11 protein-coding genes are annotated in these 14,123 nt (G+C 65.0%); 7 read left to right on the forward strand and 4 right to left on the reverse strand.

The window, feature by feature from the left end; all coding sequences use genetic code 11:
• Positions 1–51 precede the first annotated feature (51 nt).
• A complete protein-coding gene (locus tag JEY66_RS31605) occupies positions 52–1,815 on the reverse strand; it encodes an ABC transporter ATP-binding protein (protein ID WP_016846512.1) in 1,764 nt (587 codons plus the stop codon).
• A 313-nt stretch (positions 1,816–2,128) separates the two neighbouring features.
• On the opposite strand from JEY66_RS31605, the gene JEY66_RS31610 reads away from it, so the two are divergent.
• From JEY66_RS31610 to JEY66_RS31635, 6 genes are all read left to right on the forward strand, one after another.
• Positions 2,129–3,196 carry a glycosyltransferase family 4 protein gene (locus tag JEY66_RS31610; protein WP_016846511.1) on the forward strand — a complete coding sequence of 356 codons (1,068 nt, stop codon included), beginning with the start codon at positions 2,129–2,131 and terminating at the stop codon, positions 3,194–3,196.
• A 302-nt stretch (positions 3,197–3,498) separates the two neighbouring features.
• Positions 3,499–4,752: an ABC transporter substrate-binding protein gene (locus tag JEY66_RS31615; protein WP_016846510.1), complete on the forward strand. Its 1,254-nt coding sequence runs from the start codon at positions 3,499–3,501 to the stop codon at positions 4,750–4,752.
• A 16-nt stretch (positions 4,753–4,768) separates the two neighbouring features.
• Positions 4,769–5,638, forward strand: a complete 870-nt coding sequence (locus JEY66_RS31620; RefSeq protein ID WP_018270455.1) for a branched-chain amino acid ABC transporter permease — start codon at positions 4,769–4,771, stop codon at positions 5,636–5,638.
• A complete protein-coding gene (locus JEY66_RS31625; RefSeq protein ID WP_016846508.1) occupies positions 5,638–6,624 on the forward strand; it encodes a branched-chain amino acid ABC transporter permease in 987 nt (328 codons plus the stop codon). The genes JEY66_RS31620 and JEY66_RS31625 overlap by 1 nt, the downstream gene beginning before the upstream one ends.
• 10 nt (positions 6,625–6,634) lie before the next feature.
• On the forward strand, positions 6,635–7,384 hold the full coding sequence (locus JEY66_RS31630) for an ABC transporter ATP-binding protein (RefSeq protein ID WP_038376328.1): 750 nt from the start codon (positions 6,635–6,637) through the stop codon (positions 7,382–7,384).
• Complete coding sequence (locus JEY66_RS31635; protein WP_194455693.1) at positions 7,377–8,081, forward strand: ABC transporter ATP-binding protein; 705 nt, start codon at positions 7,377–7,379, stop codon at positions 8,079–8,081. Before JEY66_RS31630 ends, JEY66_RS31635 begins: the two co-directional genes overlap by 8 nt.
• Positions 8,082–8,224: 143 nt before the next feature.
• Here the strand turns inward: JEY66_RS31635 and JEY66_RS31640 are convergent, their stop codons facing one another.
• Together JEY66_RS31640 and JEY66_RS31645 are read right to left on the reverse strand one after the other, a co-directional pair.
• Positions 8,225–10,168 carry an alkyl/aryl-sulfatase gene (locus tag JEY66_RS31640; protein WP_016846505.1) on the reverse strand — a complete coding sequence of 648 codons (1,944 nt, stop codon included), beginning with the start codon at positions 10,166–10,168 and terminating at the stop codon, positions 8,225–8,227.
• Between the two features lie 49 nt (positions 10,169–10,217).
• Positions 10,218–12,038: a flavin-containing monooxygenase gene (locus tag JEY66_RS31645; RefSeq protein WP_016846504.1), complete on the reverse strand. Its 1,821-nt coding sequence runs from the start codon at positions 12,036–12,038 to the stop codon at positions 10,218–10,220.
• Positions 12,039–12,161: 123 nt separating this feature from the next.
• Here JEY66_RS31645 and JEY66_RS31650 point away from each other — a divergent pair, with 123 nt between their 5' ends.
• The gene (locus tag JEY66_RS31650; RefSeq protein WP_018270454.1) at positions 12,162–12,950 is read left to right on the forward strand and encodes an IclR family transcriptional regulator; all 789 of its coding nucleotides are present in this window, start codon (positions 12,162–12,164) and stop codon (positions 12,948–12,950) included.
• A gap of 62 nt (positions 12,951–13,012) precedes the next feature.
• Here the strand turns inward: JEY66_RS31650 and JEY66_RS31655 are convergent, their stop codons facing one another.
• Complete coding sequence (locus JEY66_RS31655; RefSeq protein ID WP_016846503.1) at positions 13,013–14,116, reverse strand: ABC transporter ATP-binding protein; 1,104 nt, start codon at positions 14,114–14,116, stop codon at positions 13,013–13,015.
• Positions 14,117–14,123: the final 7 nt, after the last annotated feature.

The following is a 14,123-nucleotide window of genomic DNA, read 5'->3' on the forward strand; positions in this document are numbered from 1 at the left end:
TCGGCTCGAACGAACGCACCGGAACGCAAGAACACGCTTGAGAACGCGGGGTCAGGCCGCGCTGGTGGAGAGGCGGCCCATCTCGCGCGCGACCAGGTCGCGGTAGGGGCCCCTTCCCTTCACGAGAATATCGGGCGGACCGTCCTCGACGATGCGGCCGCCCTGCAGCACGATCACGCGGTCGAAGCTGCGCAGCGTCGCGAGTCGGTGCGCGATCGCGACCACGGTACGCCCGCGCATCAGCCGCGACAACGCCTCGCGGATCGCCTCCTCGGATTCCGCATCGAGCGCCGCGGTGGCCTCGTCGAGCAGCAGGATCGGCGCGTCCTTCAGGAAGGCGCGCGCGATCGCAATCCGCTGGCGCTGGCCGCCGGAGACCTTGACGCCGCGGTCGCCGACGATGGTGTTCATGCCCTCGGGCAAGGATTCGATGAAGTCGCAGCGCGCTGCGATCGCCGCCCGCAGCACCTCGTCGTCGGTGGCGTCCGGCCGGCCGTAGCGGATGTTCTCCAGGATCGAACGGTGGAACAGCGAGATATCCTGCGGCACCACCGAGATTGCCGCGCGCAGGCTCTGCTGGGTGACGCGCGAGATGTCCTGGCCGTCGACGGTGATGTTGCCCTGCTCGACGTCGTAGAAGCGCTGCAGAAGGGTAAACAATGTTGACTTGCCACCACCCGACTGGCCGACCAGGCCGACCCGCTGGCCGGGCTGGATGCGCAGGCTGAAGCGCTCGAACACCTGCAGGCCGCCGGGATAGCGGAACGCGACATTGTTGAAGGCGATCGCGGCGCCGCTCTTCACCAGCGCCTCGGCCTCCGGATGGTCCTTCAGCTCGTGCGGCTGCAGCAGCGTCGCCAGCGCCTCGGTCAGCCGGGCGACATGCTGGGTGACGTCGACCAGCGCGACCGCGAGATCGCGGGTGGCGCTGAGGATCGAGATGCCGAGCGTGCACACCAGCACCACGTCGCCGGTGGTCGCCGCGCCCTGCTGCCAGAGACTGAGCGCCCAGGCCAGCATCGCGATCGTCAGAATGACGGTCACGCCGGCGTGAATGAGACGAAGCTTCTCGAGGTAGCGCAGGGAACGGCCGCGCGCGACGAGTTCCCGATTGACGGTCGCATCGAAGCGTTCGTGCTCATAGCCGAGGCCGCAGAACGCGCGCACCAGCGGGAGGTTGTTGATGACGTCGACCATTTCGCCGTCCACGGCGGCAGCCCTGTTGGCGAAATCGTCGTGCAGCGGCCGGCCGGCGGCGGCGATGCGGAACATGGCTACAACCATGGTTCCCGCGATCAGGATCAGCACTGCTGACATTGTCACGCTGACGGTTCCAACCAGGGTGATTGCCGCGAAGGTCGCGATGCAGGGCGGCAACACATTCCATACGAACATGTTCTCGACGGTGAACACGGCGTTCGACGTCGCCGTGATCCGGCTGGTCAGCATGCCCGGCAGCCGGTCCGTGAAATAGCTCGGCGCGTGGCCGGTGAGATGGCGGAACATGTCGCGGCGAAGATCGCCGGTGACGCTGACAAAGGTGTAGCTCGCGGTCCAGCTCGCGATCCGCCACAGGAAGTTGTCGGCTGCAATCAGCGACATGAGCAGAGCGAATGCCAGCCATACGCCGTTTGCGGCCGACGGCCCCGCCGACAACGCATCGACCAGATTCTTGACGCCGTATTGCGTGCCTACCGAACAGGCAACCGCCGCAACAACGGCTGACAGAATTACAACATGCGACGGCAGACGCCGGCGCAGATAGCGCAGCACAAAGGGAAACGGGCGATGCGCATATCCTGACAGATGGTCCATGACGTCCTGCAAAGCTGTTGAAGGTGAACGAGAAAATTTTAGTCGAAGCTCTCGCGCACGATGACGTGAAGGGCGGCGGTGGGATTCCTTGATGCAGCCATCACTGCGCAACAATTTTGCAACGCTGGCATAGGCAAAACCGTGTTGGAGCGTGATGGCATCAGCAAGACCACAGTGTGATGGAAGAAAGAAGCGGCAGATCTCCCACATCTAAGGAACCTCGCACGTGCGAGAACGTTCCCGTCTTTGGCATGTCGGTGCCATCTGAGGGCTGAGGGTAGTTCATTCCACATTACAAACAGGAGACGGAGAGATGCGCATCGCGCAGGTTGCCCCGCTGACGGAGGCTGTTCCCCCCAAGCTCTACGGCGGCACCGAACGGGTCGTGCACTGGCTGACCGAAGAACTTGTAACACTTGGACATGACGTGACGTTGTTCGCCAGTGGCGATTCTCAAACCTCCGCGAAGCTCGATGCGACCTGGCCGAAGGCACTGCGGCTCGACGGCTCGGTCCGCGATCCCAATGCGCTCCACATGGTGATGCTGGAACGCGTGCGGCAGAAGGCCGACGACGAGGAGTTCGACTTCCTGCACTGCCATCTCGACTATTATCCGTGGTCGCTGTTCGCGCGGCAGCCGACGCCGTTCGTCACCACGTTGCACGGACGGCTCGACCTGCCGGAGCATCAGCCGGTGTTCAACACCTTCTCCAAGATTCCGGTGATCTCGATCTCCAACGCGCAACGGCGGCCGGTGCCGCAGGCGCATTGGGTGCGCACGATCCATCACGGCCTGCCGGAGAATCTGCTGATGCCGCAACCGGCGAAGCCGTCCTACCTCGCGGTGCTCGGCCGCATCGCGCCGGAGAAAGGCGTCGATCGCGCGATCAAGATCGCCACCCGCTGCGGCATTCCGCTGAAGATCGCGGCCAAGGTCGATCGTGCCGACCAGGAATATTACGATGAGTTGATCAAGCCGCTGATCACCAGCAATCCGCTGGTCGAGTTCATCGGCGAGATCAGCGACCGCGAGAAGCCGGATTTTCTCAGCGGCGCGATCGGGCTCCTGGTTCCGATCGACTGGCCGGAGCCGTTCGGCCTCGTGATGATCGAAGCGATGGCCTGCGGCACGCCCGTCATCGCCTATAACCGCGGCTCGGTGCCGGAGATCATCGAGGATGGCCTGACCGGCTTCATCGTCGAGGACGAGATCAGTGCGATCTCTTCCGTCGGCCGCCTCGGAACGCTCAATCGCGACGCGATCCGCAAGCAGTTCGAGACCCGCTTCACCGCGCGGCGCATGGCGCTCGACTATCTCGCCGCCTTCCGCAGCCTGATGGAAGCCGAGCCGCGCTTCAAGCTGGTGGCCAGCGCGGAGTAGCAGTTGCAGCGGCCGATCGAATGATCCGGCGGGCCGGCCGGCACCATCCGTGCCGGTCCGTCGGGTCATTCGATTGTCAATAATAGCGCCGTGTGCGGCGGCAACTCTCAGACAGCCAAACAATCCGCATGCGCGCGTCGCGCGATTGCTGCGACGCACCAGCGACGACACGTTTCCCCATGAGTTCGGCTGATATCGCCTTTGCGAATGCCGAATTACGTGCTCTTATGCGCCCCGCTTGAGCAAAAATAATAAGCGAGCGGACGGAGCAACCGTGCCGTGATCGCGCAGGGGGGAACGCCATGACAGGGGACCGCAAGCCGTCGGCCATTAATAATGCCGCAGCGACCAAAGCCTCACCAAAGAAGCTGAACCGCCGCAAATTCCTCGCCAAAACCGGCGGCGTGCTGGCGGCAGGCGCGTTCGGCGCCGTTCCGCTGCGCGGCTGGGCGGCCGATCCGATCAACATCGGCGCGCTCTATCCGACCACCGGCAGCATGGCGCAGATCGGCGTCGGCTGCGTGGCTGCGGCCAAGCTCGCGGTCGACATGGTCAACGAGGCCGGCGGCATCAAGTCGCTCGGCGGCGCCAAGCTCAACCTCATCGTCTCGGACGTGCAGAGCGACACCACGGTGACGCGCACCGAAACCGACCGCCTGATCACCGGCAACAAGCTGTCGGCGATCCATGGTTGCTATGCCAGCGCGCTGACCTTGATCGCGAGCGAAGTCTGCGAACGGGCAAAGGTTCCGATCATCACCGGATCGAGCTCAGATCAGCTCAACAAGGGGCGCACCTACACCTTCACGCCGTTCGCGCGCGCTTCGCAATTCGCCAAGGCACAGCTGCAGATGGCCAAGCTGGTCAGCGAGCAGGCCAAGGTCGCCGTGATTTTCGAGAACACCGCGTTCGGCACCTCGACCTCGAACGGGCTGAAGGAGCTCGCGTCGGGCGAAGGCGTCGAGATCGTGATGTTCGAGCCCTACTCGGCCGGCTTCACCGACGCGAGCCCGCTGATCAACAAGGTCAAGGCCTCCGGCGCCAACACGCTGTTCTCACTGTCCTATCTCAACGACCTCATCCTGATCGTGCGTACCGTGAAGCAGGTCGGGCTCAACATCGCGATCAACGGCGGCTCCGGCGGCTTCGTGATGCCGGACTTCTACAAGAATGTCGGCAATGCCGCCGAGGGCCTGCAGGGTGTCGCGCACTGGAACCACGACGTCAGCGAAGACGCGCAGAAGGTGAATGTCGAATTCAAGAAACGCACCGGCGAGTTCGCGTTCGAATATGCCGGCGGCCTGGTCGCGCAGACCTTCATGCTGGCCGACGCGCTGGAGCGCGCCGCCTCCGCCGATCCCAAGAAGGTGCGCGAGGCGCTCTCGACGCTCGATGTCTCCTCGGGGTTCGCCGCGATGGCGCCGGGCGGCAAGGTGAAGTTCGGGCCGGACGGCAAGAACGTCTACGGCCGCCCGGTCGGCGTGCAGTGGCAGAACACCGATCTCGTCAGCGTCTTCCCGAAGGAAGACGCCCGCGCCCCGCTGATGAAGACCTGAGCCGCGGTCGCATCGCATGTGGGAGACACTGGCCCAGGCCGTGATCAACGGCCTGCTTATCGGCGGCATCTACGCGCTTGTCAGCATCGGCGTCACGCTGATCTTTGGCGTGGTCAAGATCGTCAACTTCGCCCAGGGCGAGTTCGTGATGATCGGGATGTATATCTCGTTCTTCCTCGCCACCCAGTTCGGCATCGATCCGCTGGTCTCGCTCGTGGTGTCGATGCCGGTGCTGTTCCTCGCCGGCGTCCTGATCCAGCATTTTCTGATCCGCAGGGTGCTGGGGCCGAACGACATGCCGCAAATCTTCCTGACCTTCGCGCTGTCGCTGTTGCTGCTCAATCTCTCGCTGATGTTGTTCAGCGCCAACTACCGCACCGTCCACACGTCCTATTCGGATGCGGCGTGGCACATCGGCGGGCTGTACATACCGGTGGCGAAACTGATCGCCTTCGCGGTCGCGATGGCGCTGAGCGGGCTGCTGTGGGTATTCCTGCACACCACCGATCTCGGCCGCGCCATGCGCGCCGCATCGCAGAACCGCGACGTCGCGATGCTGATGGGGATCAATCCCAACCGCGTGTTCGCGGTCGCGTTCGGCACTGCGCTGGCGCTCGCGGGCGCCGCCGGCTCGCTGCTGATGCCGTTCTATTCGGCCTATCCATTCGTCGGCCAGGTGTTCGTGCTGATGGCGTTCGTCGCCGTCGTGATGGGCACGCTCGGCAATGTGATGGGCGCGCTGATCGCAAGTCTGATGATGGGCGTCGCGGAATCGCTCGGCATCCAGTTCGTCGGCGCCGATTCCGGCCTGATCGTGGTGTTCGCGATGCTGCTGCTGACGCTTGCCTTCAGGCCGAGCGGGCTCGGCGCCAGGAGGGGCCGGTGATGCAGGCGTCCAGCAGCATGAAATGGCTGTGGCTCGCGATCGGGGCCGTCGTCATGCTCGCCTTGCCCCAGCTCGTCACCTCGTCGTTCGCGGTCGACATCTTCATCCGCATCCTGCTGTTCTCCTTCATCGGCGTCGCCTGGAACCTGATGGGCGGCTACGCCAAGCAGCTGTCGCTCGGGCACGCCGCCTATTTCGGGCTCGGCGCCTACACCTCGACCATCATGCAGGTGAACTACGGCATCTCGCCCTGGATCGGGATGATCGCGGGCGGCGTGGTCGCGATGCTCGCAAGCCTGCCGATCGGCTGGCTCTGCTTCCGCCTGCGCGGCCCCTACTTCACCATCGCCACCATCGCGACCGCCCAGGTGCTGATGCTGATCTTCCTCAAGTTCCGCGACTTTGCCTGGGGCGCCGAAGGCACCACGATCCCGAACCTCGGCAGCGCGCCGTTGATGATGCAGTTCGAGGAGAAGTCGTCTTACTATTACGTCGTGCTCGGCCTGCTCGTGGTCGGGCTGTGGATCACCCACAGAATCGAGAAATCCTGGATCGGGTACTATCTCGTCGCGATCGGCGAGGATGAGGACGCGGCCGAAGCGGTCGGAGTCAACGCGCCGAAGGTCAAGCGCGACATCTACATGATCAGCGCGTTCCTGACCGCACTCGCGGGGACGTTCTACACGCAGTACATCTACTTCATCGATCCGGCGACCGCGTTCAGCTTCAATGTCTCGATCGAGGCGGCGCTGGTGTCGATTGTCGGCGGCATCGGCACGCTGTGGGGACCGGTGATCGGCACCGTGCTGCTGGAGACCACGTCGGCGCTGCTGCAGAGCTGGCTCGGAAGCTCGGTGGGCGGCATCCAGCTCACGGTCTACAGTCTGATCCTGATGGCTGTGATCCTGTGGCGGCCGACCGGGCTGATCGGGTTCGCGACCGATATCTATCACCGCACCGCCCGGCGCAAGCCGGCGCGTGCCTGAGGTCGTCGCGATGGCAGAAGCACTGGTCATCAAGGGTCTCAGCAAGCGCTTCGGCGGCCTGCGCGCCGTGCAGGACGTCAGCTTCACAGTGCAGGAGAACGAGACGGTCGCGCTGATCGGGCCGAACGGCGCCGGCAAGACCACGAGCTTTCACCTGATCACCGGATTTCACCGGCCGGATTCCGGCTCGGTGGTCGCCTTCGGCCACGAGGTCGTGGGGCTCAGGCCGCACGATGTCTGCGCGCTCGGCCTTGCCCGCACCTTCCAGGTGGCCAAGCCGTTCGGCGCGATGACCGTGCTCGCCAATGTGATGACCGGCGCGTTCCTGCGCGACCGCCATATCGCGGCCGCGCGCAACAAGGCGCGCGAGGCGATCGAGTTTGTCGGCCTCGGCGCCAAAGAGCAGACGCCGGCCAAGGACCTCACCACCATCGACCAGCGCCGGCTGGAAATGGCCCGCGCGCTGGCAACGCAGCCCAGGATTCTGCTGCTCGATGAGGTGATGGCCGGACTCAACCCGGCCGAGATCGACCAGGCGGTCGCGCTGGTGAAGAAGCTCTCCGCCAGCGGCCTGACCATCGTGATCGTCGAGCATGTGATGCGCGCGATCATGGCGGTGGCCCGCCACATCGTGGTGCTCGACCACGGCCAGAAGATCGCCGAGGGCGCGCCGAAGGAGATCGTGGAGAATCCGGAAGTGATCCGCGCCTATCTCGGCTCCTATGTGCATCCGCCGGCGCAGGGAGACGATCATGCTTGAGCTCTCCCGCGTCAGCGCCAGCTACGGCTCGGTCCCTGCCATCACCGATGTCAGCATCTCCATTGGCGAAGGCGAAGCCGTCGGCCTGCTCGGTGCCAATGGCGCCGGCAAGAGCACGACGCTGCGCGCCGTCTCCGGCCTCGTCAAACTGTTCGCCGGCAAGGTCACCTTCGACGGCGTCGACCTCGCGACGCTGCCGCCCTACCGGATTCCCGAGCTCGGCATCGCACACGTCCCGGAGGGCCGTCAGGTGTTCCCGGAGATGACGGTGCAGGAGAATCTCGAGATCGGCGCCTATACGCCGAAAGCCAAGGCCGATCGCGCCCGCACGATGGAGCTCGTCTACAGCATCTTCCCGCGGCTCGCCGACCGCAGGAAACAGCTCGCCGGCACCATGAGCGGCGGCGAGCAGCAGATGGTCGCGGTCGGCCGCGGGCTGATGCTGAAGCCCCGCCTCTTGATGCTCGACGAGCCGTCGCTCGGCCTGGCCCCCGTGATGACCGACGTCACCTTCGAGAAGATCGGTGAAATCCACAAGATGGGCACCGCGATCCTGCTGGTCGAGCAGAATGTCAGCCGCGCGCTGTCGCTGGTGCAGCGCGCCTATGTGCTGGAGAGCGGCAACGTGATCATGCAGGGCTCGAGCGCGGAGCTCGCGGGCAACAAGCAGGTGCAGGCGGCATATCTCGGGATTTGAGGCATCGTCCGCCAACCCGTCATCCTGGGGAGCGCGAAGCGCGTCTCGAAGGATGAATCGGCCACCAGCCGGGCCGTCGACCCTTCGAGACGCGCGTTCCGCGCTCCTCAGGGTGACGGTTTGTAAATTCCGCTTGCGTGGCTCTACGTCACCGCCGTCCGCTTCGGCTCGACGATCTCGAACATCCGTGGAAATTCATCCATCAGCGCCATCAATTCACCGAGCCGCTGCGGCTCGCCGGATGCCTTGATCCTGCCGGCATCGACGGCGTCCTGGAACGTGGTCAGCTTGGCGATGACCTCGTCGAGCACGCTGCGCGCCAGCGTGAAGCTGGCCTGCGCATCGGCCGCCTGCGCACCCCTCACGTAGGTCAGGGCGGAATTCTCGAGATTGAGCACGAAGGTCTCGCCGGTATCGGTGAAGCTCCAGTTCAGCACGATGCGCTTGCCTTCGGCTTTGGGGCCGTTGAGGCGGATGCCGAGTACGTCCCAGAGCTGCTCAGTGCGCAGCGCAGCCAGCGTCTCGCGCGGCATCGGCGAGCGCGCCGGCGTCTTCGGCATGCCCTGCCGCAGCTCCTGCGCGCCGAACAGATAGGCGTTGCGCCAGGTCGAGCTTTCCGCGGCGTAGCCGAGCTGCTCGAACGTATCGGCGAGGAGCGAACGCGCGGCCTGATTATCAGGCTCGGCGAACACGAGATGACTGACGGCCTGCGCCACGAACCGGAATTCGCCCTTGGCAAAGTCCGCCGCGGCGCGTGTCAGGATCGCGTCGGCGCCGCCCATATACTCGACATATTTCTTGCCGGCCTCGACCGGCGGCAGCGGATCGAGATTGACCGGATTGGCGTCGTACCAGCCGAGATATTTCTGGTAGATCGCCTTCACATTGTGCCTGATGTGGCCGTAATAGCCGCGGCCGTGCCAGGCGCCCTCCAGACTCTGCGGCAGCCGGATCGTCTCGGCGATCTCGGCCGCGTTGAGCCCGTGGTTCATCAGCCGGATGGTCTGGTCATGGGCGTATTTGTAGAGGTCGCGCTGCTCGCGGATCATGCTGTCGATCCGCGCCTGCCCCCACACCGGCCAGTGGTGCTGGCCGCACATCGCTTCCGCCTTGCCGCCCCACATCTGCAGCGCCTCGCCGAGATATTTCGACCACGCCAGCGCATCGCGCACATCGGCGCCGCGGAACGGCAGCAGATTGTGGAAATTATGCGTGCAGTTCTCCGCGAGGTTCAACAGCTTGTAGCGCGGGATGAAGAAATGCATCTCCGCCGGCGCCTCGCTGTTCGGCGCCATCTGGAATTCGAACTCGACGCCGTCGATCACGCGCCTGTCGCCGGTCGCAATGATCAAATCGGTCGGCCGCAGCAGCGCTACGCCGCCCGCCGCCATGGTCTTGCCGAGGCCGCAATCAACGTGGCCGCGCACGCCCTTGGCGAGGAACGGCCCGAACTGGTATTGCGCACGGCGCAGCATCGCCGGCCCCGCGATGATGTTCTCGGAGACCGCGTGCTCCATGAAGAAGTTCGGCGCGAGAATCGGCACGCCCGCCGCCAGCATGGCGTCGTCGAGCACACCGCGCGCACCGCCCCAATGGTCGGTGTGGGTATGCGTGAAGATCACGGCGGCGACCGGCCGCTTGCCGCGATGCCGGAAGTACAATTCCATCGCGGCGCGCGCGCCCTCGATCGAGGTCAGCGTGTCGACCACGATGACGCCCTTGTCACCCTCGATCAGCGTCATGTTGGCGATGTCCAGGCCGCGCACCTGGTAGACGCCCGGCACCACCTCGAACAGGCCGTGATGCATGTTGAGCCGCGACTGCCGCCACAGGCTTGGATCGACGGTCGCGGGCGCCTTCTCCTCCGACAGGAATCCGTAAGGCTCCAGACTCCAGACCACCCTGCCCTGGGCCGAGGTGACGCGTGCGTTCTCGATGGTGCCGAGAAAGCCGCGCGCGGCGTCGTCGAAGTCCCTGGTGTCGGCGAAGGGCAGCGCCTTCAGCGTCGCCGCGTGCTGGGCGATGACCGGCGCGGACGCCGCCTTCGGTGCTTCGTGCGACGCTTCACCTGCGGTTGGCTGGGTCATTACTCAAGCACTCCTCGTTTGGCGAACATCAGTTTCGATCGCGCTTCCGTCAGCGGAATTGCACGCCCTCGAACTGGCCGCTGCGGCGCCAGCCGTCGATATATTTGAAGTAGGCCAGCGCGCCCGAGGGATGCCCGACATTGAGCTTGGCCGCGGGACCGGGCTCACGGCCCTCATTGTTGTAGTAGCCGGGCGTGCAATCCGGCCCGCCGATCATCCGGCCGACGCCGGTCAACAGCAGTTCGACCCAGCGATCCTCGGCTTCCTTGCTGACTTCGATTTCCTTGAAGCCGTTGTCCTGCGCATGGCCGACCATCAGCGCGATGGTGCGCGCCGCTTCGGTCAGGTTGTGCGGCACATTGGAGATCAGATTGGCGCCCTGGGTCGGCTGCACGAAGAACACGTTGGGGAAGCCGTGCACGTGGATGCCGTGCTTGGTGCGCATGCCCTCGGCCCAATGCTCCGACAGCTTGACGCCATCGCGGCCGGTGAGATCGAAGCCCGCGCGCCGCTTGTACTCGGTACCGACCTCGAATCCCGACGCATAGATGATGCAATCGAGCTGATATTCCTTGCCCGCGACGACGATCCCGTTCTCGGTGATCTCCTCGACGCCCTTGCCGTCGGTATCGACCAGATGGGTGCCAGGGGCGTTGAACGCCTGTAGATAGGCGTCGTGGAAGCACGGCCGCTTGCAGAGCTGGCCGTACCAGGCCTTGAGGTTCTTGGCGGTGTCGGCATCGCGGACGATGGTGTCGATCCGGTTGCGGATTTCCTCCATCTTCTCGAAGTCGGAATCCTCGAACGCCGCCCGCATGTTTTCCACGCTTCGCTGCTCGCGCGGCAGCAGCATGATCTTGGCGCGGATCCGCTTCGACAGGTCGGTCCAGCCGTCCTGCACCAGATCCTCCTCGGCCGATCCGCCGGCCTGGTTGGCGGTGAAATTCTCCAGCCAGCGCTGTTGCCAGCCCGGGGTCGCGATCTCGGCGAACCAGTCCGGATCGATCGGCCCGTTGCCGCGCACGTCGACCGACGACGGCGTGCGCTGGAATACGTAGAGCTCCTTGCAGGCGCGCGCGAGGTGCGGAATGCATTGCACCGAGGTCGCGCCGGTGCCGATGATGCCGACGCGCTTGTCGGCAAGCCTCTCCATCAGCACGCCCTTGGGATCGCCGCCGGTGTAGTCGTAATCCCAGCGGCTGGTGTGGAACGAGTGGCCCTTGAAGCACTCGATGCCGGGAATGCCGGGCAGCTTCGGCACGTGCAGCGGGCCAGTGCCGATGCCGACATATTGCGCGGTGAAGGCGTCGCCGCGCGTGGTGCGGATGATCCAGCGCGATCGCGCGGCGTCCCAATCGAGGCTCGTCACCTCGGTGTGAAACAGCGCGTTGTCATAAAGATTGAACTGCCGGCCGATCCGCTGGCAGTGCGCCAGGATCTCGGGCGCATGCGCGTATTTCTCGGACGGCATGTGGCCGGTCTCTTCGAGCAGCGGCATGTAGACCATCGACGCCGTGTCGCACTGCGCGCCGGGATACCGGTTCCAGTACCATGTGCCGCCGAAATCGCCGCCCTTCTCGACAATGCGGACATCCTCGATCCCGGCCTCGGTCAGCCGCGCCGCGGTGGCGAGCCCGGCGAAGCCGCCGCCGATGAAGGCGAAGGTGACGTGATCGGTCTTCGGTGCGCGCTCAGCGACCGGCGTGTAGGGATCGTCGAGATAATGCGCGAGCTGGCCCTTGATCTGGAGATACTGGTCATTGCCATCGGGACGCAGCCGCTTGTTGCGCTCCTCCTGATACTTCAGGCGCAGCCGCTCCTTGTCGATCGCGGATGGTTTTGCGTCTCGGGCTTGCTCGGTCATCGTCATCGGAAGGCGCCTCGCTCTACCGGTTCCTTGTCCTTATTCCTTGCAGATAAACCGATATCGACACGATTTGCAAATTCATTCCGATATATTGACAAATCCGGCCACCTGAGACCAATATTCCGTATGACAGCATCTTCCCCTGCCGAGGTTCAGGCGGATCCGTCCTTCGCCACCACCCTGGCGCATGGGCTCGACGTGCTGGCGGCGTTTCGCCGTCATCCGGGCTCGCTGTCGAACGCCGAACTCGCGTTGCATACCGGCCTGTCGCGGCCGACGGTGTCGCGGCTGACCTACACGCTCGAGCAACTCGGCTATCTCAGGCGCGACACCAAGGGTCGCTTCGTGCTTGGCCTCGGCGCGCTCGCCGCCGCCTATCCCGTGTTGTCCGCGCTGAAGGTGCGTCAGCTGGCACGTCCGCTGATGCGCGACTTCGCGACCTATGCCGGCGGCACGGTGTCGATCGCGATGCCGTTCGGCATCGACTTCATCTATGTCGAAACGCTGCGCACGACGGATACGGCGCCGCATGTGCCCGACGTCGGCTTTGTCAGCACGCTGGCGCCAACCGCGGTCGGGCGCGCACTGCTGTCGCTGTTCACCGAGGAAGAGCTCGGCGCCTATGTCGTGCGCGTCAAGGCCGAGCGCCCCGACGAGTTCGATTACGTGCAGAAGCGCACCTTGCCCGATGTGGAATTGTGCCGCGACCGCGGCTTTGCCGTCTCGCTCGGCGAATGGCGGCGCGAGATCTTCGGCGTCGCCGCCCCGCTCTATCGCACGCCGACCGGCGAATGCCTGTCGGTCAATTGCGGCGTCCCCTCCTTCCGCTTCAGCGCCGAGCAGATCGAGCGCGAATGCGGCCCGCGCATCCTCGGACTCGCCCGCAGCATCCGCGCGCTGGTGGAGGAAGGCTAACAGGCGAACCGGCGGCACGGGCTGCATCACCTCATTGCGAACCGACGACGGCCGCGGTCACACTAGTCATGCGATGCCGGCCCGCTGTCGCGGTAGGCCCACAGGCATTCGCGCGGCAACGCGACCTGTGCCTCGACGCCGACCTGATGGCGCGCGGCGGTGCCGAGTTCGATCGCTTCCAGCCGTTTGCCGAACAGCTCAATGCCGTAGGCGGTCTGGGTGCCCTGATATCTGCGGTCGAGCACCTTTGCCGCGAACGTGTTGGCGCCGTCGGGGCGGCCGATCGCGATGTTCTCGGGCCGCAGCGCGATCCGCACTTTCTCGTCGGGATTAAGCGTCTGGCACAGCGTGACCTCGCCTTGCCGGCCGTCACCGAAATCGACCACGCCATAGCGGCCGTCGCATGTGACGAGCCTGCCCGCGAGCTCGTTGGTGGCGCCGGTGAAATTGGCGACGAACAGATCGGCCGGACGATTGTAGATCATGTCGGGCGTGTCCATCTGCAACAGCTTGCCGTCGCGCATCACGCCGATCCGGTCGCCAAGCACGACCGCCTCGGCCTGGTCATGGGTGACGTAGAGCGCGGTCATGCCGGTCTGCTTGAGGATGACGCGAAGGTCGTCCCGCAGCCGCAGGCGCAGTTTGGCATCGAGGTTCGACAGCGGCTCGTCGAGCAGCAGGAGTTGCGGCCGGTACACCATGCTGCGCGCCAGCGCGACGCGCTGCATCTGGCCGCCCGACAACGCCACCACCGGCCGGTCGGCATAATCGGACAGTCCGACCAGCGCCAGCGCCTCCTCGACCATGCGGCCAGCATCGGCGCGCCCGATCTTGCGGTGCTTCAGCGGATAGATCACGTTCTGCCGCACCGTCATATGCGGCCACACCGCATAGGACTGGAACACCATGCCGAGATCGCGCGAACGCGGCGGCACGAGGATGCCGCTTGCCGGCGACGAGACCACCCGCCCGGAAATGCTTATCTCGCCACCGGTCGGATGCTCGAGCCCGGCGACGCAGCGCAGCGTCGTGGTCTTGCCGCAGCCGGACGGCCCCAGCAGCACCACGATCTCGCCGGCCGGCACGCCAAAGCTGACGCCGTCGATGGCCGGACGGCCGATCGAAAACTGCTTCCTGAGATCGGTGACTTCGAGCGTCGCCGTCATCGCCGCA

The sequence above is a fragment of the Bradyrhizobium elkanii USDA 76 genome, from assembly GCF_023278185.1.
Lineage (GTDB): Bacteria > Pseudomonadota > Alphaproteobacteria > Rhizobiales > Xanthobacteraceae > Bradyrhizobium > Bradyrhizobium elkanii.